This is a genomic window from Micromonospora sp. WMMD754 (genome assembly GCF_049315235.1).
Lineage (GTDB): Bacteria > Actinomycetota > Actinomycetes > Mycobacteriales > Micromonosporaceae > Micromonospora > Micromonospora sediminicola.
Map to the genome: position 1 here is coordinate 3,853,758 of NZ_CP186058.1, position 20,691 is coordinate 3,874,448.

A 20,691-nucleotide genomic window follows, 5' to 3' on the forward strand; every position below is an offset into this window, starting at 1 on the left:
TCGGATGCTGCCTACAGTCCGGCTTAACCGGTTCAGACCGGGACGGCGCACCATCCTGTGGTGGGGATGACCGCCCCTGCGGCGGCCCGTGACGGCACGGGTCGCCGCAGGACTTAACCGGTTGCCTTCCGCGTCCCATCGGCCTACGCTGATGCCGGCGTCCGCCGGGAGTCACGGGCGCGGCTGTCGGGCTCAGCCGCCACCGCCTCGTCACCATCACCGCACCCCCGCTCGGGCACGGGGTGACACCTTCCCCTGAGGACAGCCATGAAGAAGATGCTCTCCGTCGCGGGCGCCGCCCTGCTGACGGCCCTCGCCGCCGTCTTCGCCTTCGGGCAGCCGGCGCACGCCGCCGCCGGTTTCTCCGTCTCGAACGGGCGGCTCTACGACGCCAACGGCACCGAGTTCGTCATGCGCGGCGTCAACCACGCGCACACCTGGTACCCGCAGCAGACCAGCTCGTTCGCCAACATCAAGGCGCTCGGCGCCAACACGGTCCGGGTGGTGCTGGGCAGCGGCGACCGCTGGACCAAGAACAGCGCCGCCGACGTGGCCAACGTGATCTCGCTGTGCAAGACCAACCGGCTGATCTGCGTGCTGGAGGTGCACGACACCACCGGCTACGGCGAGGACGGCGCCGCCACCACGCTGGCCCGGGCCACCGACTACTGGCTGAGCATCGCCGACGTGCTCAAGGGCCAGGAGAAGTACGTCATCGTCAACATCGGCAACGAGCCGTTCGGCAACCAGGGCTACAGCGCCTGGACCACCGACACCTCGAACGCGATCAAGCGGCTGCGCGCCGGCGGCCTCACCCACACGATCATGGTGGACGGGCCGAACTGGGGCCAGGACTGGTCGTTCACCATGCGCGACAACGCCGGCACCGTGTTCAACGCCGACCCGCAGCGCAACACCGTCTTCTCCATCCACATGTACGGCGTCTTCGACACCGCCGCCGAGATCAGCGACTACCTGGGGCGGTTCCGCTCCGCCGGGCTGCCGATCGTGGTCGGTGAGTTCGGGTTCAACCACTCCGACGGCAACCCCGACGAGGACGCGATCATGTCCTACAGCCAGGCCAACGGTATCGGCTACCTGGGCTGGTCCTGGAGCGGCAACGGCGGCGGCGTCGAGTACCTCGACATGACCACCGGCTTCAACCCGGCCCAGCTCACCAGCTGGGGTCAGCGCATCTTCAACGGGGCCAACGGCATCGCCGCGACCGCCCGGGAGGCGTCCGTCTTCGCCGGCAGCTCGCCCAGCCCGACCACCAGCCCGACCCCGACCACGAGCCCCAGCCCGACCACCAGCCCCAGCCCGACCACGCCGCCGACCACCACGCCCCCGCCGGCCGGTGGCTGCACCGCCACGTACACCGTCGTCAACTCGTGGCAGGGCGGTTTCCAGGGCGAGGTCAAGGTGACCGCGGGGTCCGCCGCGATCACCGGCTGGACCACGAAGTGGACGTTCGCCAACGGCCAGGCCGTCAGCCAGTCGTGGAACGCCACGGTCAGCAACAGCGGGTCGGCGTACACCGCCCGCAACGTGGACTACAACGGCCGGCTGGGCGCCGGCGCCAGCACCAGCTTCGGCTTCATCGCCAGCTGGAACGGCACCAACGCCGTGCCCGCGGTGACCTGCGCCGCGAGCTGACCGACCGGGTACGCCGGTGGCCGGGCCCGCACGGGCCCGGCCACCCCTGTCGTGCGTGGAACGACGTCTGCCACAGTGCTGAAGGGCGGGCGTCGGACGATCTCAGGTGTCCTCACTCACGAGCAGGGCTGCCTCTCTGCCCCGTACCCGAATCGCCGGCCGCGTCGAAGGGTGGTCGGCGGCCATCGTGATGATTGTGGATGCGAAGGTTGTGGCCGGCTTGGTTGATCTGGGCGTTGCCCGAGCCGTGGGCGTGCAGATTGACCGTCTTCCCCTGAGCCTGCGGGACCGCTGGCCGCAACTCCTCGCTGAGGAGGCGTCGGAGTTCCTCGGAAACTTGCGGATCCGCGGCGAGCAACCTCCGCACTCTTCCTTGCCACTCGCCGATCAGATCCCTCTCCGTGATCGAATCACCATCGTGGCGGGCCGTCATGAGTGCGGTACGAGCCTCCCCAAGCTCTTCCGCGATGAGGTCGGACCGCTGCGGATGAACTCGCTTCCACAGCGCGACCATGGCGTCTCGGGCAGTCGTCCAACTGTCGGTGGCGAGCAGGGTCACGACAGTCGTACCTGCGGTAGATGCCAAGGCCACCAATTCCGCTTCCACCACGCAACCTCCGGTTGGGGCGTCTGATCAGTCCGGTCAGCGAATCGAACGCGCGAAGTTCCGCACACGTCGGCGGCTCTCCCCGGACATCCTGCGCATGACCTCGCTGGATCGGCCGTAGGGCTGCATCGCCTCAAGTGCTGCCGCCGCCTCTCGGCCGGGCATCTCCTCGGCGACCACCGCTGCGAGTTCCAAGGAAAGTCGCGACAGTACGCGGGCAGCCTTGGCGGTTGGCATGCGACCGACGGCCAGGCCGCCGATCTCCGCCGGTAGCTCGCCGAGCACCTCGCAAACCATAGCGACGGAGAACTGGGAGACGGTCAGGACCGCCGACTCATCGGCCATCGTTGCCAGGGCCTCGACGGCTCTTGCGGGCGGGAACTGTGCCAGGACGGAGGCAGCCGCGTCGCCGGGAAGCGACCTGGCTATCGCGCCGGCGCAGCGTTCGGGGAGTCTCATCGCGATCGCCGCTGCCTGTGCTGCCGGCAGTAAGGGGGCCAACGCGACCAGCTGCGCCTCCGTCAGTAGAGACAATGCCTGGGCAGTGGACAACCGCTCGACGATGTCCGCCCGGCGTCGCTCAGTCAACCCGGTGATCAACGGTCGGAGGCGGTCCTTCGGGAGGACCGAGAAGATCGCTGACGCGTGGTCGGCGGTCGTGCCATCGAGGATCGCGGTAAGCGTCGAATCGGGGAGCCCCGAGATCACTTCCTGCAGCTCACAAAGATCTTGGGCGGACTGCAGGATGAGGGTTGTCTGGCGCAAGGGAAGGCCGGTCAACACCGCAGCGCCGGTTTCCGCCGGCATCGCGCGCAGCAGTTCCGCCGCGTGTGGTATCAGCATTGCCGAGAGAAGCGCGGACCTGTTGCTTGCGTTTATCGCGCCTATGAGTTCGGCCGCAGGTCGCGACGGCATTTCGATGAGGAGTGCCGCTAGGTGCGGGCGAGGAACCTCGGCGATGAGATCGCACGCAACGCCGGGTGGAATGTCCGCGAGCAGCGATGCAGCCACGTCGGTCGGCATGTGGGTGAGGCGCTCCGCCGCGAGTCGCTCGTCCATGGAGGTCAAGAGACGACCCGCGCGCTTCGTCGGCATCAGAACGAGACGCCGAACGGCGGCGGACACATCCATCTCCGCGACGACTGCCGCTGCCTCGGCCTCTTCCATCGCCAGCAGTGCGGCCGCTGCCGCCCGTGCGGGCATGGCCGTCAGCGTCTGTGCCTCGCTGCGTTCCTTGCCGAAGGTCACATAGGCGTCGCCGGCCGCCTGTACCACCCGTGCCGCGTCGGCCCCGGTGGCGGTCATGTTCACAGAACTGGGCGGAGGTGGTTGTTGGGGCAGGCCGATGTGGGCCGCGCGCGGCTCCGTCGTGTCGGAGAACGATTCCGGTTCCTCTTTAGGGCGAGGTGTGACTGGCCCGCCTGGCGCTCGGTCCTGTTCGTTGCTGTCCACCTTGAATCTCCGTAGCTGCGGTCTCTGCGGATCAGCTGTTGGCGAAGCGACAACTGACCGGTTCTTCACGGTTGCCTGGTTCGCATGGGCACTTGGTCACTTCCGAAGTGTCGTACCGCACGATCGCCGCTTAGAGGCGGCGAAGTTGGCCGGTTGCTTGCTCCGGAGCTTGAGGTCTTGTCATTGTGCACGCTGCGTCCGGAGTCAGCGCCGCCCGTTCCTGTCGGGCACACGACACTGTCTAGGGAAAGAGTGCGTGGGTGAAGACACTGCCCAGATGGAGAAATGGGAGTACGGCAGTCTCTTCACGCTGTATCCGCAGTTCGCTGGCACCATGTCGGGCCCGGTGTGCGTCTTCCAGACCGGCGCCGGGGAGCGCGTGATGGAGCATGTTGGTCTGTCCGCCTTCAACGAACTGGGCATGGATGGATGGATCATCGATTCGGCTGGACCGCTGCTCTCGAATCCGCCGGACTGGCTGATGAGTGCAGCTTTCAGTCCGGCAAGCGCGGTACGTTCGGCCCAATGGAGCATCCAGTTCTCACGCCGTCGTATTTCCTAGGCGACTCGCACACTGGGTCCCTCGAAGTCAGACGCAGACCACCTCCCAGCCGGCGGACGGGCAAGGGCCTGCGCCCTGCCGTACGATCTGCCGCGCGCCGGCCCGACCGGGCGGCGCGACCGTCGGGAGGGGACGCCATGACTGCGCCGGGGACCAGGGGACGACCGTCGGGGCTGGTGATCGGCTCGCTCGTGGCCATCTCGTTCGGGACCGTCTTCGTCCTGGTCAACAGCGGTGGCCTGGCCGCGCCGTGGCCGCTCGTGGTGCGGATGACCGGTCTGCTGGTGGCCGCGCTGCTCCTGGTCGGCGTGTTCCGGGTGGCCCGCCGGGAGACGCCGGCCCCGGAGCGGGAGGCGGCGGGCTTCATGGACCGCCGCTACTGGCTCGTGGTGGCGCTGGAGGCGGTCGCCCTCTTCGGCGGCCTGGCCGTGATCAACAACGTGCTGGACCGGCCCGCCGTGGCGGTCGCCTGGGTCGCGGTGGTGGTGGGTGTGCACTTCTTCGGCCTGGCCGCGGTCTGGCGGATGCCGCGCTACCACTGGCTGGGCGCCGTGATGACCGCGCTCGGCATCGCCGGCTTCCTGGTCCACGCGCTCGGCGGCAGCGCCGCCACGGTCGCCCTGGTCTCCGGCGTCGGCTGCGGCGCGGCCCTGTTCGCCACCGTCGCCCTGGCCCTGCGCGACGCCACCACCCCCCGCCCCACCGCCTGACGCTCGCGGAGTTCGTTGCGGCCCGACGCGAACTCCTGGATCAGCGCCGAGGGGGTGGCGTGGCCAGGTGGGCGGCGCGCATCTGGAGATACTCCTGCTCGGGGCGGCTGGTGGTCCGCGCGGCGGCGGCGCGGTAGTGGGTCACCGCGGCGTCGCGGTCGCGGGCCATCTCGTGCAGGTGGGCGCGGGCCGCGTCGAGCCGGTGCGAGCCGGCCAGCCGGGAGTCACCGGCCAGGCCGGCGAGCGCGTCCAGGCCGGCGGTCGGGCCGTGCACCATGGCGGTGGCGACGGCCCGGTTGAGCGCCACCACCGGGCTGCCGGTGAGGCGCTCCAGCACGCCGTAGAGCGCGAGGATCTGCGGCCAGTCGGTGTCCGCCGTGCTCGGCGCCTCGTCGTGCAGCGCGGCGACCGCGGCCTGGATCTGGTACGGCCCGACCGGCCCCCGGGCCATCGCGGCGGTGACCAGCGCCGTCCCCTCGGCGATCGCGGCGGCGTCCCAGCGGGAGCGGTCCTGCTCGGCCAGCGGGATCAACTCGCCCGACGGGCCGGTCCGGGCGGCGGCGCGCGCGTCGGTGAGCAGCATCAGGGCGAGCAGCCCGGCCACCTCGCTGTCGTCGGGCAGCAGCCGGCGCATCTCCCGGGTCAGTCGGACCGCCTCCTCGGAGAGGTCGACCCGGCGCAGGTCGTCGCCGAGGCTGGCGGTGTGCCCCTCGGTGAAGATCAGGTAGAGCACGTGCAGCACGGCGGCCAGGCGTGCCTGCCGGTCCGCCGGCTCGGGCATCCGGAAGGGCAGCCCGGAGTCGCGGATGCGCTGCTTGGCCCGGCTGATCCGCTGCGCCATGGTGGCCTCGGGGACGAGGAACGCCCGGGCGATCTCGGCGGTGCTCAGGCCGCCCACCGCGCGCAGGGTCAACGCGATCGCCGACGGGGTGCTCAGCGTCGGGTGGCAGCAGAGGAACAGCAGCACCAGCGTGTCGTCCCGCTCGCCGGTCAGCGGCTCGTCGGCGGCCGGCGCGGTCCGCCGGTCGCCGCCGGAGCGCCGGGCCGCGCGTTCCTCCCGGTCGCGCCGGGCCGTCTCGGCCCGCACCAGCTCGATCATCCGCCGGTACGCGACCTGCGTGAGCCAGCCGCGCGGATGCTCCGGCATCCCCTCGGCGGGCCACTGCCGGGTCGCCGCCAGCAACGCCTCCTGCACCGCGTCCTCGGCGGTGGCGAAGTCACCGAACCGGCGGGCGAGCACGCCGAGGACCTGCGGCGCCAGTTCGCGCAGCAGGTCCTCGACGGCGTGGTCGGTCAGCGTCACATCTCCTGCGGCGGGCCGGACATCACCGGGTGCACCTCGATCGGCATGTTCAGCGGCCGTCCGCCCGGGCCGGGCGCGGTGGAGATGAACGCGGCGATCTCGGCCGCCCGCTGCGGGGTCTCGCAGTCGACGATCCAGAAGCCGGCCAGGAACTCCTTGGTCTCCGCGAACGGGCCCTCGGTGACCACCGGCGCGCCGTTCGCGCCGGCCCGCACGATCCGGGCCTGCTGCGGCCCGCCCAGCCCCTCGCCCTGCACGAACTCCCCGTCGGCCACGAGCTTGGCGTTGACCTCGCCCATGAAGTCGATGTGGGCCCGGAACTCCTCCGTCGTCCAGGTGTCGACGGACGGGAACTCGGCCCCGGCGGCGCTGAACTGCATCAGCAGCATGTACTTCACGTCTCGCTCCTCACGCCCGAGCACCGATTGTCGGTGCCTGCACCCTCCGGTAGAAGCCGCCACCCCGGTTCTCGACATCCGCCGCCGAAGAAGTTCGGGGAGGTCCGGTCACCCCGTGATCGCGGTCGCCTCCAGTTCGACGAGCACGTCGGGCTCGAAGAGGTGCTCCACGCCGATCAGCGAGGCCGGCGGCAGCGGGCGGGGCAGATCCAGCTCCTCGGCGACCGACTCGATCCCGGCCATGAACGGCCCGATCCGCTCGGGCGTCCATCCGGTGACGTAGAAGGTCAGCCGGACCACGTCCGCGAAGGAGGCGTCGGCGCCGGCGAGGGCGCGGCCGGTGTTGCGCAGCACCTGCGCGACCTGCCCACTCAGGTCGTCCGGCGCCACCGGCGTGCCGTCGCCCCGTCGGGCGACCTGACCGCTGACGTGGATGTGGCGCGACCCGGTGGACACCGCCACGTGGTGGTAGGGCGTGTGCGGCTGAAGACCCTCGGGGCTGAAACGGATGACCGGCATCATGTCTCCTCTGGTGGAATCGCTGAGGTTTACCATTGATACCTAGTTGACGAAGGACACTTCAAGGAGACCTGGTTTCATGCGCGATACCACCGCCCCTCGGGCCGGTGAGCTGCGGATCGACGCGCCCCACCGCGACCTGCTCGACCAGGTGCTGGACAAGTGGTCGCTCAGCATCCTCAACGAGCTGTGCGAGCGGCCGTGCCGCTTCAACGAGCTGCGCCGCGCCGTTCCGGCCGTGACCCAGAAGTCGCTGACCGCGACGCTGCGCCGACTCGAACGCAACGGCATCGTCGAACGCCGCGTCGTGGCCACCCGCCCGGTCGCGGTGGAATACCGGATCACCCCATTGGGCAAGACGCTGCGCGGTCCCGTCGACGCCCTCCTCGAGTGGGCCGACGCGCACATGCCGCAGATCGAGAACGCCCGGCAGGCGTTCGACGCCGCGGAGGACTGACGCTCAGGCGGCGACGGCCTCCAACAGCAACGCCTGCTCCGGGTGCAGGGCGGGCAGTTGCAGACCGACCGACGCCAGCACCGACCCGCTCAGCGTCACCCCCGCGCCGGACGCCAGCCAGGCCGGGGGCGTCAGCTCCAGCAGCGCCGGCTCCGGCACCCCGGCCGGCGGGCGGACCCGATAGCGCCGGTGCGGGTCCAGCCCGGGCAACCGCACCGCACCCGGCACCTGGGCCGCGGAGGTGGCCAGCCGGCTGACCGCGTACACCGCCGCGGAGCGGTCGTGGGCGACCACGCCGTGGGCCTGCACGGCCGGGTCGGGGTGGTCGACCCGGACCACCCGGCCGCCGTGCAGCAGCGGACGCAGCCGCTTGTGCAGCGCCACCCAGGCGGTGAGTTCAGCGCGGGTGGTCGCGTCGATCGCGGTGATGTCCCACTCGATGCCGTGGTGGCCGAAGAGTGCGGTGACCGCCCGGAAACCCAGGTCGTGCACGCGGTGCGTGGTGTGCGAGCGCTCCGGCCCGATGTGCGTGCCGATCAGTTCCGGCGGGAGCAGCAGGCCGGTCCAGCGCTGGATGGACAGCCGTTCCAGCGCGTCGTTGCAGTCACTCGCCCAGACCCGGTCGGTGCGGCGCAGGATCTCCAGGTCGACCCGGGCGCCGCCGGACGAACAGCTCTCGATCTCCAGGCCCGGGTGGCGGGCGCGCAGCTCGTCGAGCAGCCGGTAGACGGCCACGGTCTGCGCGTGCACCCCGGGCCGGCCGGCGTGCCCGGCCTCGGTGAGGTCCCGGTTGTGGTCCCACTTCAGGTACGCGATGCCGTCGTGCTCGCGCAGCACCGCGTCGAGCCGGCCGAGCACGTACGCGTACGCGTCCGGGTTGACCAGGTCGAGCACCTGCTGGTGCCGCCACTCCGGCGGCAGCCGGCCGGGCGCCTGGAGCAGCCAGTCCGGGTGGGCCCGGAACAGGTCGGAGTCGGGGTTGACCATCTCCGGCTCGACCCAGAGCCCGAACTGCATGCCGTGCGCGCGGACGTGGTCGATCAGCGGTTGCAGCCCGTCCGGCCAGACCTCGCCGTCGACCCACCAGTCGCCGAGCCCGGCGAGGTCGTGGCGCCGGCCGCGGAACCAGCCGTCGTCGAGCACGAAGCGTTCCACCCCCACCTCGGCGGCCCGGTCGGCGAGCGTCCGCAGCCGGCCCAGGTCGTGGTCGAAGTAGACCGCCTCCCACACGTTCAACGTCACCGGTCGCGGCGTGCGCGGGTGCTCCGGCCGGGCCCGCAGGTGCGTGTGCAGCACGTCGCTGAGCCCGTCCAGCCCGTCGGCCGAGTGCGCGGCGTGGAGCAGGGGAGAGGCGTACTCCTCGCCCGGCCCCAGCACGATCTCGCCGGGGGCGAGCAGCTCGCCGCCGCCGAGCGTGGTCTCGCCGGTCGGGCGACGTTCGGCCACGGTGACGTGGTCGCCGCTCCAGGCGGTGTGCACCGCCCACACCTCGCCGTGCCCGAAGCCGAAGCCGGGGGTGCCGGCGACCAGCAGCAGCGTGGCGTCGTGCCCGGTGCGTCCGTGCCGTCCCTCGCGTACCCAGGCGCCCATCGGCCACGGGTGCCGCTGCGGCGCGCGTTCCCGGCACCAGCGGCCGGTGAGGTCGAGCAGCTCGGTGGCGACCGCCGGCACCGGCAGCACCGGCGTCAGCTCGCGCAGCTCGTAGCGTCCGTCGCCGTCGTTGCGCAGCCGGTGTCGCAGCGTCAGCAGCCCCGCCGCGTCCAGCGCGATCTCGACGGTCAGGCGCAACCCCGCCCCCGGGTCCACCGCCCGCACCTCGACGGTGGAAAGGAAGGGCCCCCTGTTAACGCCTGGTGCAGGTAAAGGGGCCCCTCCTAACAGCTCGGGCCCGACGGCCGCGGTGCCGCCGGGGGGTGGCGTCGCGCGTTCGTCGCGTACGTCGAGGTCGACCAGGCGGAACGAGGTGGACCAGTCCCGGCCGTCGCGGTGACCGGCCAGGCCGGGCCGGCCGCTCCAACCGGCGCTCGCCTCGGGCAGCAGCGACAGCACGGTTGGCGCGTCGAAGCTGCTCGGGACCACCGGCGGCACGGTGGCGTCGACCAGCGCGGGCAGGTCCTCGGCGGGCAGCGGCCCGAGGTCGGCGCCCCAGTGCACGACCCGGGGCAGGCCCGGTCCGCGCGCGTCGAGCACCAGGCTGGTCCGCGCGCGGCGCAGGTGGACGATCGTCATCCCTTGGAGGCTCCCAGCGTCAGGCCCCGGACGAACTGCCTCTGGAGCAGGAAGAAGATCACCAGGGTGGGGACCGCGACCAGCACCGAGCCGGCCGAGACCAGGTTGTTGTCGGTGAAGAACTCGCCGCGCAGGTTGTTCAGCGAACTGGTCACCGGGAACTTGTCGCCGGTACGCATGAGCACGGTGGCCCAGAAGAACTCGTTGTAGATCCAGGTCACCTCCAGCGTGGCCAACGCGGCCAGGGCCGGCCGGCACAGCGGCATGGTCACCTGCCAGTACTGCCGCCACACACTCGCCCCGTCGACCATCGCGGCCTCGTACAGCTCGTGCGGCAGCGCCTTCATGTAGTTGCTCAGCACGAACACGCAGAAGCCGCACTGGAACGCGACGTTGACCAGGATCAGCCCCCAGTAGCTGTCGTAGAGCAGCTCCGAGTCGCTCATCCAGGCCGGCAGCGGGATCTCGGTGAACATCCGGAACAGCGGGATGAGCAGGGCCTGCTGCGGCAGCAGGTTCGCGGCGGTGAACAGGCCGAGCAGCGCGATGTTGAGCTTCCAGCTGAACCGGGCGATCACGAACGCCACGCACGAGGCGAGGAAGAGCGTGAGCAGCACCGCCGGAACGGTGATGTAGACCGAGTTGAGGAAGTGCTTGCCGAACTCGGCGGTCCGCCACGCGGTGACGTAGTTGTCGATCGTCCACCCGCCGAGCGAGACGTAGCCGTTGGCGGCGGTGTACTCGTAGGAACGGAACGACGTGAGCACCGCCCAGATGATCGGGAACAGCCAGCCGATCGCGACCGTACCCAGGAAGAGGTGCAGGACCACCCGGGCCGGCCGCAGCGGCCGACGGCGCCCGGTGGAGACGGCGGCGGTCATCGCTTGTCCTCCCGCATCACGGTCCAGAGGTAGATGGTGATGAAGACCAGGGAGACCATCAGCATGATCGTCGCCAGCGCCGAGCCGAAGCCGATCCGGCTCGCCTCGCCGACCACGTTCTGGGTCACCAGCGCGGAGATCAGCTCCAGCCCGTTGCGGCCCTTGTTGATGACCCAGACCAGGTCGAACGCGCGCAGCGACTCGATCACGGTCACCACCAGCACGATGATGTTGATCGGGCGCATCACCGGGAACACGACCCGGAAGAACGTGCTCGTCTCGGAGGAGCCGTCCACCGCGGCGGCCTCGCGCAGCGACGGGTCGACGCCCTTGAGCCCGGCCAGGTAGAGCAACATGATGTAGCCGACGTGCCGCCAGCCGGCGGCCACCAGCACCGCCCAGATGTTGACGTTCGGGTCGCCGTACCAGTCGGTGTCGCCGCCGAACACGCCGTTGAGCAGGCCCTGGTCCCGGCTGTAGATGAGCTGCCAGACGAAGCCGATCAGCGCCAGCGACAGGACCACCGGCAGGTAGAGCGCGGTCTGGTAGAACCGGCTGCCGCGCAGCTCCTTGTCCAGCAGCACGGCGAGGAACATGCCGAACGGCGTGGCCACCACGAACAGCGCGGCCAGCCAGAGCAGGTTGTTCTGCACCGCGGGGACGAACGGCGGGTAGATGTTCACCACGTCGTCGTAGTTCTTCCACCCGACCCAGTCGATCTCGCCGATCGGGCCGATGCCGTCCCAGTCCGTGCCGGAGAGCAGCACGGTCGCCACCGCCGGCAGCCAGACCAGGGCGGTGACGAGCAGCAGGGGCACCAGCACCATCAGCGTGATCACCACGCGGTCGGTGCGGGACAGGAGCCGTAGCCGGCGACCGCGACCACCGGTGGTGGTGGTCGCGGCCGGCGGCGGCACGGCGCGATCCGCTTGGATCAGGGGCAGGTCGGACATGATGTCCTTCCCCCTTCCGCCGTCAGCTGGTGAAGATCGACTTCTTCTGGTTCTCGACGCTGGTGAGCAGCCCGCTGATGTCCTTCGGGTCCTTGATGAACTGCTGCAACGCCGGGATGATCACGGTGGAGGCGAAGTCCGGCCGGGTGTCCCGGTCGAGGAACTGGGCGATCTCGGTGGCCGAGCCGACCAGCTCGGCGGCCTTCTTCTGCAGCGCGGTGTAGCCGGCGGTGTCCGCGCCGCTGTTGGCGACCAGCGTGCTCGGGTCGTTCTTCACGGTGATGTTCGCGGCGTCCTTCGAACCCAGGTACGTCAGCAGCTTGGTGGCCGCGTCCTTGGACTTCGGCTTGCGCGCCATCATGTAGCCGTCGATCGGCGCGTCCAGGGCCTTCGCGCCGATCGTGGAGTCGATCTCGGGGAAGGTGAAGAAGTCCAGGTCCTCCAGGTCGGCGCCGCTGAACTGCTGGCCGACGAAGAGGCCGAGCAGGTACATGCCGCTCTTCTTCTGCTGCAGCGACTGGGCGGCCTCCTGCCAGGTGCGGCCGAGCGAGTCCGGCTGGTGCAGGGGGAGCAGGCCGGCCCAGGTGTCGAAGACCTTCTTGACCTTGTCGGAGGTCCATGCCTCCTTGCCGGCCATCAGGTCGATGTGGAACTGGTAGCCGTTGATCCGCAGGTTGAGGACGTCGAACGTGCCCATCGCCGGCCAGCCGTCCTTGTCGGCGAAGGCGATCGGGTTCAGCCCGTCTTTCTTCATCTGCGCGCCGAGCGTGTTCAGGTCGTCCAGCGTCTTGGGCACCTGGTAGCCGCGCTGCTGCCAGACCGACTTGCGGTAGAAGACCGCCCACGGGTAGTAGGACGCCGGCACGAAGTACTGCTTGCCGTCGTCGCCGGTCGACGCCTTCTTGAACGCGTCGGAGTAGCCGTCGAGCTTGCCCCACACGTCGCTGAGGTCACCGGCCAGGCCCTTGGCCGCGAAGAACCGCATCCGGTAGCCGGCGAACCAGGTGAACACGTCGTCCGGCTTGCCCTGCAGGTAGTTGTTGATGTTCTCCTGGAACGTGTTGTGGTCGACCGTGTTGACGGCGACGGTCACCCCGGAGGACGTCTTGAAGCCGTCCATCACCTTGGCGACGACGTCCTTGGGCTTCGGGTCCGACTGGTTCGAGCCGAGCGAGACGCTCTTGGCGTCCCCGCCGGAACCGGAGTCGGAGTCGCCGCAGCCGGCGAGCAGGCCGGTGCCGAGCAGCGCGCCCGCGCCGGCCGCGCCGGCCAGCAGGGAGCGCCGGTTCAGGCCGGCGACGGAGGGGGGTACGAGCCGGGCGAGGTACTCGGCCTGCGAGCGGGGACGGGACATTGTGCCTCCTGCGTGGAAGAGGTGCGCTACGAGATTCACCGAGAATCCACATGTCCGAACAGAAATAGCCGGTGGCGGTTGAAGCTACCCCTTGGTGCGGCGCTGTCAAGAGGGCAAACGGGCGGCGATAACCGAGCTGTGGCAGGGGAAAGAGTCGGTAAACGTTGTAACTTTTGTCGATGTTGGAAAGTGTTGACTTGGGTCGCGGCCGGGGGCACGCTCTGCTGTCATGCGGAACTGGCACGGCGAGGGCATCTGGTACGGCGCCGACTACAACCCGGAGCAATGGCCCGAGGAGGTGTGGGCCGAGGACGTCGCGCTGATGCGCCAGGCCGGGGTCAACCTGGTGTCGGTCGGCATCTTCTCCTGGGCCCTGCTGGAACCCGCCCCGGACCGGTACGAGTTCGGCTGGCTGGACCGCGCGCTCGACCTGCTGCACGCCGGCGGGATCCGGGTCGACCTGGCCACCGCCACCGCCAGCCCGCCACCGTGGCTGGCCCACCGGCACCCGGAGACGCTGCCCCGGCGTGCCGACGGCACCGTGCTCTGGCCCGGCGGCCGGCAGGCGTACTGCCCCAGCTCACCGGTGTTCCGGGACCGCTCGCTCCGCCTGGTCGAGGCGGTGGCGCGGCGCTACGCGGCACACCCGTCGGTCGTCCTCTGGCACGTCTCCAACGAGCTGGGCTGTCACAACGTGCACTGCTACTGCGACGTCAGCGCCGAGGCGTTCCGGCGCTGGCTGCGCGAGCGCTACGGCGACCTGGACGCGCTCAACGCCGCCTGGGGCACCGCGTTCTGGAGCCAGCGTTACCACGACTGGGCCGAGGTGAACCCGCCGCGCGCCGCGCCGACGTTCGCCAACCCGACGCAGCAACTGGACTTCCTGCGCTTCTCCTCCGACGAGCAACGCGCCCAGCTGCGCGCCGAGCGGGAGCTGCTGAACCGGCTCGTCCCGCAGCCGGTGACCACCAACTTCATGATCGGCACCGGCATCAAGTACCTGGACTACCACTCGTGGGCGTCGGACGTGGACGTGGTCGCCAACGACCACTACCTCACCGCCGCCGACCCGCAACCGCAGGTGAACCTCGCGCTCGCCGCCGACCAGACCCGGGGCGTGGCGGGCGGCGCGCCGTGGCTGCTGATGGAGCACTCCACCAGCGCGGTCAACTGGCAGCCCCGCAACATCGCCAAGACGCCCGGTCAGATGCGGCGCAACAGCCTCGCCCACGTGGCCCGGGGCGCCGACGGGGTGCTCTTCTTCCAGTGGCGCGCCTCCCGGGCCGGCGCGGAGAAGTTCCACTCCGCGCTGGTCCCGCACGCCGGGCCGGACACCAAGGTGTTCCGCGAGGTCCGCCGGCTCGGCGCCGACCTGCGGGCGCTGGCCGAGGTACGCGGCAGCCGGGTCGACGCCGACGTCGCGCTGCTGTTCGACTACGAGGCCTGGTGGGGCGCGGAACTCGACTCCCACCCGAGCGTCGACGTCACCTACACCGACCGGCTGGCCGCGCTGCACGGCGCGCTCTGGCGGGCCGGGGTCACCGCCGACGTGGTGCACCCGTCGGCGGATCTGTCCCGCTACCGGCTCGTCCTGGCGCCCACGCTCTACCTGACCCGCGACGCCGACGCCGACGCGCTGCGCCGCTTCGTCGAGGCGGGCGGCACCGCGCTGGTCACCTACTTCAGCGGCATCGTCGACGAGCACGACCACATCCGGCTCGGCGGCTACCCCGGCGCGTTCCGCGACCTGCTCGGCGTACGCACCGAGGAGTTCTTCCCCCTGCGCGCCGGCGAGACGGTCCGCCTCGACGACGGCGCCCGCGCCGACGTGTGGACCGAGTGGCTGCACGCCGAGGGCGCCGAGGTGCTCGCCGCGTACGCCGACGGGCCGTTGCCCGGCGTGCCGGCGCTGACCCGCCACGCGGTCGGCGCGGGCGCCGCCTGGTACGTCGGCACCCGGCTCGACGACGCGGCCACCGACCGGCTGGTGGCCCGGCTGCTCGCCGAGGCCGGCGTGCGGCCACCGGTGGCCGCGCCGGCCGGGGTGGAGGTGGTCCGCCGCCGCTCGGCCGAGCGGAGCTGGCTGTTCGTGGTCAACCACACCGACGGGTCGGCCCGGCTGCCGGCCACCGGTGTCGAGCTGCTCAGCGGCGAGCGGTGCGACGGTGAGCTGGTGGTGCCGGCGGGGGAGGTGGCGGTGGTCCGCGAGGTGGAGGTCTGATGCTGGCCCAGCAACGGCAGAGCGCCATCCTGGAACTGATCCGCCAGCGCGGCGGCGTCCGGGTCAGCCACCTGGTCAGCCGCTTCGGCGTGTCGGACATGACCATCCGGCGGGACCTGGAGGTGCTCGCCGAACGCGGCCTGGTCGACAAGGTGCACGGCGGGGCGACGCTGGCCGGCCCCGGCTCGACCGAGGAGCCCGGCTTCGCGGCCAAGTCGGCCCGACAGCGGGCCGAGAAGCAGGCCATCGTGGAGCGGGCCGCCGGGCTGGTCGAGCCGGGCATGGCCGTGGCGCTCTCCGCCGGCACCACCACCGCCGCGCTGGCCGCCCGGCTCGCCGAGGTACGCGGGCTGACCGTGGTCACCAACTCGATCCCGGTCGCCGACGCGCTCTACCAGAATCCCCGCGCCGACCAGACCGTCGTGCTCACCGGCGGTATCCGGACCCCGTCGGACGCGCTGACCGGCCCGGTCGCCGAGTCCGCCATCGCCGCGCTCAACGTCGACCTGCTCTTCCTCGGCGTGCACGGGATGAGCCAGCGCACCGGCTTCACCACCCCCAACCTGCTGGAGGCGGCGGTGAACCGCCGCCTGATCGGCGCCGCCCGCCGGCTGGTCGTGCTCGCCGACCACACGAAGTGGGAGACCATCGGCATCGCCACCATCGCCCCGCTGGAGGAGGCCGACGTGCTCATCACCGACGGTGGGCTCCCGGTCGAGGCCCGCCGTCAACTCGGCGAGCAGGTGGGCGAACTGATCGTCGTCCCCACCGACTGAGCGTCCCGGCGGCGCGTCCCGTCCGCTTTCAGGCACTTCTCAGCCGTCCCATTTAGGGTGCCCTGCACGGCCCGCGTGCTCCAGGGTGGAGCGCGCCTACGGCGGAAGCGGAGTTGCGATGGTCTTCAAGAAGATGCTGAGCGCGTTCGGCGTGGGTGGCCCGAGCGTCGACACCGTGCTGACCAACCCGAACACCCGGCCCGGCCTGGCCCTGGACGGGCACGTCAACCTGGTCGGCGGCGACGCTCCGGCGCGGATCGAGCAGATCACCCTCGGCCTGGTCACCCGGGTCGAGATCGAGGGCGGCGACACCGAGTACGCCGGCGTCATGGAGTTCCACCGGATGCCGGTCAGCGGCGCGTTCGAGCTGGCCCCGAAGCAGCAGCTCGCCATCCCGTTCCAGATGCCGGTGCCGTGGGAGACCCCGGTCACCGACGTCTACGGGCAGCGGCTGCGCGGCATGACCATGGGCCTGCGCACCGAGCTGGCGGTGGCCCGGGCGGTGGACAAGTCCGACCTGGACCAGGTGTCGGTGCACCCGCTGCCGATCCACGAGCGGATCCTGGACGCCTTCCAGGCGCTGGGCTTCCGGTTCAAGCACGCCGACCTGGAGCGCGGCCACATCCACGGGGTCCCGCAGACGTTGCCGTTCTACCAGGAGATCGAGTTCTTCGCCGCGCCGCAGTACGCGCAGACGGTCAACGAGGTCGAGCTGACGTTCGTGACCAGCCAGCAGGGCGTCGAGGTGATCCTGGAGTGCGACAAGCGCGGCGGCTTCCTCAGCGCCGGGCACGACGCCTTCGGCCGGTACTCGATCCCGCACAGCGACGCCGCGCGTACCGACTGGACCCAGGTGGTCGACGGCTGGCTGCGCGAGACCACGTCCCGCTACGGCGGCCTGCGCGCCCAGGGCTTCGGCGCTCCGCACGGCCACCACGGCTACCCGGGACACCACGGTCACCGGGGCTCCGGGATGGGCGGCATGATGGCCGGCGCCGCGCTCGGTATGGCCGGCGGTCTGGTCGCCGGCGAGATGCTCGAGGACGCCTTCGAGGGCGACGACGGCGGGGACTTCGGCGAGGAGTGACGGCACGCGACGACGCCCCCGGGACGCAGGTCCCGGGGGCGTCGCCGTTGGCGTGACCGTGCGGGTCAGTGCCGGCCTCGACGCTCCTTGCCGGAGCGACGCGCGCTGCCCGCCTTCGACAGGCCCCGGCTGACCAGGTACGCGCCGGTCAGCGCGGTCAGGTACCACCAGGCCTGGTTCGGGTTGTTGATGTTCAGGCCGTTGGTGGCGGCGCCCCGCCAGAACGCGGCGATCACGACGACCGCGACGGCCGCGGCGTACACCCAGAACTCGGTGGTGAGGAACGCCTGCTTCGTCTCGGTGCCGGGGCTGGGCATCTGCTCCCGGTGGCCGTCGTGCATCGACGGCATCTGACGGGTCGACGTGTCCTGCATGCTCGACCGGTTCTGGACGTCGGACATCGGCCGGTTCATCGGCCTGGTGGATGCAGCCTGCGTGCTCATCTGGTCCTCCTCAGGATTTGATGAGTCGTTACCTGCACACCCTCGCCCCGCTACCGCAGGTCGGCCACGGCACGGTTCGCGCTCTGTGGCGGGGGCACCCTCCGACTACCCGACCCCGGAGACAAGCTAACCGCCGGGTGCTCGGCCGTCGTCGCCCCGGCGGGGAACCGGACAGCGGGGCGTATATCCGGCGCCACCGGGGGTGGGCCGGTTTCAGCCACCGGCCCTCGGGCACGCATCACTGACACCCGACACCGGAGCGACGAGGTGGTTGACGTGCGTGAGGACGACATGCGGCAGGACGCCGCCCGGCAGGCCGAGCAGCGGGTCGCCGGCGGCGTGTACGGCGAGGGCGCGCTCGACGAGGTCACCGTGCCGCAGACCGACGTGGAGCGGATGATCCAGGAGTCGGATCCGGACGACCCGGCGCACGTTCCGGTCGACCCGACCGTGCTGCGCGACGGCGGCCCCACCCGGGGCCAGGGCGCGGTCACCACGACCGGTGGCACCGCCGGCCCGGCCAGCGTGCGGCGGGTGGCCCGGCAGCCGGAGCGGCACCCGGGCAAGGTGGCGCCGACCACCACCGGCGACGCCACGACCGGTGGGATGAGCACCCCGTCCGGCGGTTCCACCAGTGACGCCTCGGCCAGCGGCGCCCAGGTCGGCAACTTCACCGACGAGGGCGCCAACCCGGGCTGACAGTTGTTAAGAAGGGGCCCCTCCTCTACCGGATGCGTTAAGGAGGGGCCCTTCCTTACGTCCGCAGGACGCCGAGGCGCTGGGTGGCGCGGGTGAGCGCGACGTAGAGGTCGCTGTGCCCGCGCGGCGACTCGGACACGATCCGTTCCGGCTCCACCACCAGCACCGAGTCGAACTCCAGCCCCTTGGCCTGCTCGGTGGTCAGCACCACCACCCGGTTCGCCAGCTCCGGCTGCTCACCGACGGTCGCCTCGGGCAGCGCCGCGACGACGGCGGCGCCCAGCTCGGTCACCCGCCCGGTCGGCACGATCACGCCGAGCCGCCCGTCGCCGAGCCCGGCGGCCTCCCGCGCGGTCGCCTCGACCAGCGCGTCGACCAGCGAGGCCGCCGCGACGGTGCGGTCCCACGGCGGTACGCCGGTGGCGCGTACCGAGCGGGGCGGGCGCAGGGCCGGGTCGATCTCGGCGAGCACGTCGGCGGCGACCGCCATGATCTCGGCGGGGGTGCGGTAGCTGACGGTCAGCTCCTTTAGCCGCCACCGGTCCGCCACGTACGGCGCCAGCGCCTCGTCCCAGGACGGGGTGCCGGCCAGCGCGCCGGTCTGCGCGACGTCCCCGACGACGGTCATCGACCGGCTCGGGCAGCGGCGCATCAGCAGCCGCCAGGCCATCGGCGAGAGCTCCTGCGCCTCGTCGACGATGACGTGCCCGAACGCCCACGTCCGGTCCGCCGCGGCGCGTTGCGCGGTGGTGAGCCGGTCGGACTCCTCCTGCCGCTCGGAGAGCCGGGCGGCGTCGATCAGGTCGGTCACGCCGAGGATCTCACCGCCGTCGGCCTCGTCCTCCACGTCGATCGAGCGGGAGCCGCGCCAGATCTCCAGCACGCCCTCGGCGTACTCGCGTTCCATCGCGCGGATCCGTTCCCGGCGGGCGGCGGCGGCGCGTTCGTCCTCGCCGAGCAGTTCGGCGGCCTCGTCCAGCAGCGGCACGTCGGCCGGCGTCCAGCCGCCGGGCTCCCGGTGCAGGGCGGCCCGCTCGGCGTCGGTGAGCATCGGCGCGGCGGCGGCGATCCGCTCCGGCGACGCGAACAGGTCGGCGAGCAGGCGCTGCGGGGTGAGCACCGGCCACAGCTCGTCCAGCGCGGCCCGGATCTCCGGCTCCTCGCGCAGCTCGCGGCGGATCTCGGCCCGGTCCGCCTCGGAGAGCAGGTTCTCCCCGCCCAGCGGGTCCGCGCCGATGCGCTCGGCCACCTGGTCGGCGAGCGCGTGCACGATCTCGATGTCGAACAGCGCGCGGGCCAGGTTGTGCGCCCGGCCGGTGCGGCGGACCCGGTCGCGGGCCTGGCGGACCGTCTCCGGGTCGAGCGTGAGCACCTCGCGCTGGGGCAGCTCGATCGCGATCGGCTCGGCCGGCACCCACTGCCGGTCCCGGACCGCCGCGGCGAGCACCTCGGTCAGCACGGCGCGGCCCTTGAGCGCGGCGGTGGTGGCCGGCTCGACGCGCCGGGCGTGCACCCCGGGAAAGAGATCGGCCTGGGTACGCAGCAGCACGCCGGTCTCGGCCAGCGCCGGCAGCACCTGGGAGATGTAGCGCAGGAACGTGGCGTTCGGGCCGACCAGCAGCACGCCCCGGGTGGAGAGCTGCTGCCGGTGCGTGTAGAGCAGGTAGGCGGCCCGGTGCAGCGCCACCGCCGTCTTGCCGGTGCCCGGCCCGCCCTGCACCACCATCACGCCCGGCAGGTCGGCGCGGATGATCCGGTCCTGCTCGGCCTGGATCGTCTCGACGATGTCGCGCATCCGGCCGGTACGCCCGGCGTTGAGCGCGGCGAGCAGCGACGCCTCGCCGGTGACCTCCTCGTGGGCGGTGGGGGAGGCGGCGGTGATGTCCAGCACCTCGTCGTTGAGCCCGGTGACCTTGCGCTCGCGGGTACGCAGGTGCCGCCGCCGGCGTACGCCCTGCGGGTTGGCGGCGGTGGCCAGGTAGAACGGGCGGGCGGCCGGGGCGCGCCAGTCCATCAGCAGCGGGTCGTAGTCGCCGGAGGTGTCGAAGATGCCGATCCGGCCGATGTAGCGGGCGGTGCCGTCGTCGCCGTCGAGGCGGCCGAAGCAGAGGCCGGACTCGACCGCGGAGAACTGCTCGACCTGGTCGGCGTACATCGCGACGGTGGCGTCGCGCTGCGACCGCGCCTGCTGGGTGCCGCCGGTGTGGCGCAACTCCTCGTCGAGTCGGCGGGCGGCCTGGTCCCGCATGCCGTCCAGCCGGTCGTAGAGCATCGAGACGTACTCCTGCTCGCGACCGATCTCGTCGTCCTGGTGCAGGTCACCCGCCACGTCGGAGTGCATTGACAAGCCGGCTCCTCATTGACTAAAATTGCCGCAGGAATGG

19 protein-coding genes are annotated in these 20,691 nt (G+C 71.4%); 8 read left to right on the forward strand and 11 right to left on the reverse strand.

The features are described from left to right. Positions 1-267: 267 nt before the first annotated feature. Positions 268-1,656: a cellulase family glycosylhydrolase gene (locus tag ACN27B_RS18665; protein ID WP_422741105.1), complete on the forward strand. Its 1,389-nt coding sequence runs from the start codon at positions 268-270 to the stop codon at positions 1,654-1,656. 112 nt (positions 1,657-1,768) lie between these two features. Here the strand turns inward: ACN27B_RS18665 and ACN27B_RS18670 are convergent, their stop codons facing one another. Both ACN27B_RS18670 and ACN27B_RS18675 read right to left on the reverse strand, forming a co-directional pair. After that, positions 1,769-2,215 carry a hypothetical protein gene (locus tag ACN27B_RS18670; protein ID WP_422741106.1) on the reverse strand — a complete coding sequence of 149 codons (447 nt, stop codon included), beginning with the start codon at positions 2,213-2,215 and terminating at the stop codon, positions 1,769-1,771. 84 nt (positions 2,216-2,299) lie between these two features. Continuing rightward, positions 2,300-3,715, reverse strand: coding sequence for a magnesium transporter MgtE N-terminal domain-containing protein (locus ACN27B_RS18675; protein WP_422741107.1), 1,416 nt, complete (start codon positions 3,713-3,715; stop codon positions 2,300-2,302). A gap of 277 nt (positions 3,716-3,992) precedes the next feature. Here ACN27B_RS18675 and ACN27B_RS18680 point away from each other — a divergent pair, with 277 nt between their 5' ends. Both ACN27B_RS18680 and ACN27B_RS18685 read left to right on the forward strand, forming a co-directional pair. Beyond that, complete coding sequence (locus ACN27B_RS18680) at positions 3,993-4,277, forward strand: hypothetical protein (RefSeq protein ID WP_422741108.1); 285 nt, start codon at positions 3,993-3,995, stop codon at positions 4,275-4,277. Positions 4,278-4,414: 137 nt separating this feature from the next. Then, complete coding sequence (locus ACN27B_RS18685; protein WP_422741109.1) at positions 4,415-4,987, forward strand: hypothetical protein; 573 nt, start codon at positions 4,415-4,417, stop codon at positions 4,985-4,987. 40 nt (positions 4,988-5,027) lie between these two features. Here the strand turns inward: ACN27B_RS18685 and ACN27B_RS18690 are convergent, their stop codons facing one another. The 3 genes from ACN27B_RS18690 to ACN27B_RS18700 form a co-directional block, all read right to left on the reverse strand. Then, complete coding sequence (locus ACN27B_RS18690) at positions 5,028-6,284, reverse strand: RNA polymerase sigma factor (protein WP_422746010.1); 1,257 nt, start codon at positions 6,282-6,284, stop codon at positions 5,028-5,030. Between the two features lie 2 nt (positions 6,285-6,286). Next, a complete protein-coding gene (locus ACN27B_RS18695) occupies positions 6,287-6,679 on the reverse strand; it encodes a YciI family protein (protein ID WP_253866723.1) in 393 nt (130 codons plus the stop codon). A gap of 117 nt (positions 6,680-6,796) precedes the next feature. Then, positions 6,797-7,207 carry a RidA family protein gene (locus ACN27B_RS18700; RefSeq protein ID WP_099164699.1) on the reverse strand — a complete coding sequence of 137 codons (411 nt, stop codon included), beginning with the start codon at positions 7,205-7,207 and terminating at the stop codon, positions 6,797-6,799. 79 nt (positions 7,208-7,286) lie between these two features. Here ACN27B_RS18700 and ACN27B_RS18705 point away from each other — a divergent pair, with 79 nt between their 5' ends. Next, positions 7,287-7,664 (forward strand): winged helix-turn-helix transcriptional regulator, encoded by a 378-nt coding sequence (locus ACN27B_RS18705; RefSeq protein WP_099161894.1) that lies wholly within the window; start codon positions 7,287-7,289, stop codon positions 7,662-7,664. Positions 7,665-7,667: 3 nt separating this feature from the next. Here the strand turns inward: ACN27B_RS18705 and ACN27B_RS18710 are convergent, their stop codons facing one another. From ACN27B_RS18710 to ACN27B_RS18725, 4 genes are read right to left on the reverse strand one after another with little or no spacing between them, the layout of a single operon-like run. After that, the gene (locus tag ACN27B_RS18710; RefSeq protein ID WP_422741110.1) at positions 7,668-9,893 is read right to left on the reverse strand and encodes an alpha-galactosidase; all 2,226 of its coding nucleotides are present in this window, start codon (positions 9,891-9,893) and stop codon (positions 7,668-7,670) included. After that, positions 9,890-10,774 carry a carbohydrate ABC transporter permease gene (locus tag ACN27B_RS18715; protein WP_422741111.1) on the reverse strand — a complete coding sequence of 295 codons (885 nt, stop codon included), beginning with the start codon at positions 10,772-10,774 and terminating at the stop codon, positions 9,890-9,892. Before ACN27B_RS18715 ends, ACN27B_RS18710 begins: the two co-directional genes overlap by 4 nt. Continuing rightward, the gene (locus tag ACN27B_RS18720; RefSeq protein WP_099161892.1) at positions 10,771-11,727 is read right to left on the reverse strand and encodes a carbohydrate ABC transporter permease; all 957 of its coding nucleotides are present in this window, start codon (positions 11,725-11,727) and stop codon (positions 10,771-10,773) included. The genes ACN27B_RS18715 and ACN27B_RS18720 overlap by 4 nt, the downstream gene beginning before the upstream one ends. Before the next feature lie 22 nt (positions 11,728-11,749). Further along, positions 11,750-13,081 (reverse strand): ABC transporter substrate-binding protein, encoded by a 1,332-nt coding sequence (locus ACN27B_RS18725; protein WP_099161891.1) that lies wholly within the window; start codon positions 13,079-13,081, stop codon positions 11,750-11,752. A 229-nt stretch (positions 13,082-13,310) separates the two neighbouring features. Between ACN27B_RS18725 and ACN27B_RS18730 the strand changes: the two genes are divergently transcribed. The 3 genes from ACN27B_RS18730 (at position 13,311) to ACN27B_RS18740 (ending at position 17,165) form a co-directional block, all read left to right on the forward strand. Continuing rightward, positions 13,311-15,302 carry a beta-galactosidase gene (locus ACN27B_RS18730; protein ID WP_422741112.1) on the forward strand — a complete coding sequence of 664 codons (1,992 nt, stop codon included), beginning with the start codon at positions 13,311-13,313 and terminating at the stop codon, positions 15,300-15,302. Then, positions 15,302-16,078, forward strand: a complete 777-nt coding sequence (locus ACN27B_RS18735; RefSeq protein ID WP_098745698.1) for a DeoR/GlpR family DNA-binding transcription regulator — start codon at positions 15,302-15,304, stop codon at positions 16,076-16,078. Before ACN27B_RS18730 ends, ACN27B_RS18735 begins: the two co-directional genes overlap by 1 nt. Before the next feature lie 118 nt (positions 16,079-16,196). Then, the gene (locus ACN27B_RS18740) at positions 16,197-17,165 is read left to right on the forward strand and encodes a sporulation protein (RefSeq protein WP_099161889.1); all 969 of its coding nucleotides are present in this window, start codon (positions 16,197-16,199) and stop codon (positions 17,163-17,165) included. 65 nt (positions 17,166-17,230) lie between these two features. Here the strand turns inward: ACN27B_RS18740 and ACN27B_RS18745 are convergent, their stop codons facing one another. Beyond that, positions 17,231-17,566 (reverse strand): hypothetical protein, encoded by a 336-nt coding sequence (locus tag ACN27B_RS18745; protein ID WP_172968008.1) that lies wholly within the window; start codon positions 17,564-17,566, stop codon positions 17,231-17,233. Positions 17,567-17,884: 318 nt separating this feature from the next. Between ACN27B_RS18745 and ACN27B_RS18750 the strand changes: the two genes are divergently transcribed. Next, positions 17,885-18,307, forward strand: coding sequence for a hypothetical protein (locus ACN27B_RS18750; RefSeq protein ID WP_172967824.1), 423 nt, complete (start codon positions 17,885-17,887; stop codon positions 18,305-18,307). Positions 18,308-18,362: 55 nt separating this feature from the next. On the opposite strand, the gene ACN27B_RS18755 is transcribed toward ACN27B_RS18750, so the two are convergent. Continuing rightward, the gene (locus ACN27B_RS18755; protein ID WP_422746013.1) at positions 18,363-20,648 is read right to left on the reverse strand and encodes a HelD family protein; all 2,286 of its coding nucleotides are present in this window, start codon (positions 20,646-20,648) and stop codon (positions 18,363-18,365) included. Between the last annotated feature and the right edge of the window lie 43 nt (positions 20,649-20,691).

Excerpts from the sequence above, each read along its gene's own strand:
- ACN27B_RS18665 (WP_422741105.1), top strand. The coding sequence starts at position 268 with ATGAAGAAGATGCTCTCCGTCGCGGGCGCCGCCCTGCTGACGGCCCTC.
- ACN27B_RS18680 (WP_422741108.1), top strand. The coding sequence starts at position 3,993 with ATGGAGAAATGGGAGTACGGCAGTCTCTTCACGCTGTATCCGCAGTTC.
- ACN27B_RS18685 (WP_422741109.1), top strand. The coding sequence starts at position 4,415 with ATGACTGCGCCGGGGACCAGGGGACGACCGTCGGGGCTGGTGATCGGC.
- ACN27B_RS18695 (WP_253866723.1), bottom strand. The coding sequence starts at position 6,679 with ATGCTGCTGATGCAGTTCAGCGCCGCCGGGGCCGAGTTCCCGTCCGTC.
- ACN27B_RS18700 (WP_099164699.1), bottom strand. The coding sequence starts at position 7,207 with ATGCCGGTCATCCGTTTCAGCCCCGAGGGTCTTCAGCCGCACACGCCC.
- ACN27B_RS18705 (WP_099161894.1), top strand. The coding sequence starts at position 7,287 with ATGCGCGATACCACCGCCCCTCGGGCCGGTGAGCTGCGGATCGACGCG.
- ACN27B_RS18710 (WP_422741110.1), bottom strand. The coding sequence starts at position 9,893 with ATGACGATCGTCCACCTGCGCCGCGCGCGGACCAGCCTGGTGCTCGAC.
- ACN27B_RS18715 (WP_422741111.1), bottom strand. The coding sequence starts at position 10,774 with ATGACCGCCGCCGTCTCCACCGGGCGCCGTCGGCCGCTGCGGCCGGCC.
- ACN27B_RS18720 (WP_099161892.1), bottom strand. The coding sequence starts at position 11,727 with ATGTCCGACCTGCCCCTGATCCAAGCGGATCGCGCCGTGCCGCCGCCG.
- ACN27B_RS18725 (WP_099161891.1), bottom strand. The coding sequence starts at position 13,081 with ATGTCCCGTCCCCGCTCGCAGGCCGAGTACCTCGCCCGGCTCGTACCC.
- ACN27B_RS18730 (WP_422741112.1), top strand. The coding sequence starts at position 13,311 with ATGCGGAACTGGCACGGCGAGGGCATCTGGTACGGCGCCGACTACAAC.
- ACN27B_RS18735 (WP_098745698.1), top strand. The coding sequence starts at position 15,302 with ATGCTGGCCCAGCAACGGCAGAGCGCCATCCTGGAACTGATCCGCCAG.
- ACN27B_RS18740 (WP_099161889.1), top strand. The coding sequence starts at position 16,197 with ATGGTCTTCAAGAAGATGCTGAGCGCGTTCGGCGTGGGTGGCCCGAGC.
- ACN27B_RS18745 (WP_172968008.1), bottom strand. The coding sequence starts at position 17,566 with ATGTCCGACGTCCAGAACCGGTCGAGCATGCAGGACACGTCGACCCGT.
- ACN27B_RS18755 (WP_422746013.1), bottom strand. The coding sequence starts at position 20,648 with ATGCACTCCGACGTGGCGGGTGACCTGCACCAGGACGACGAGATCGGT.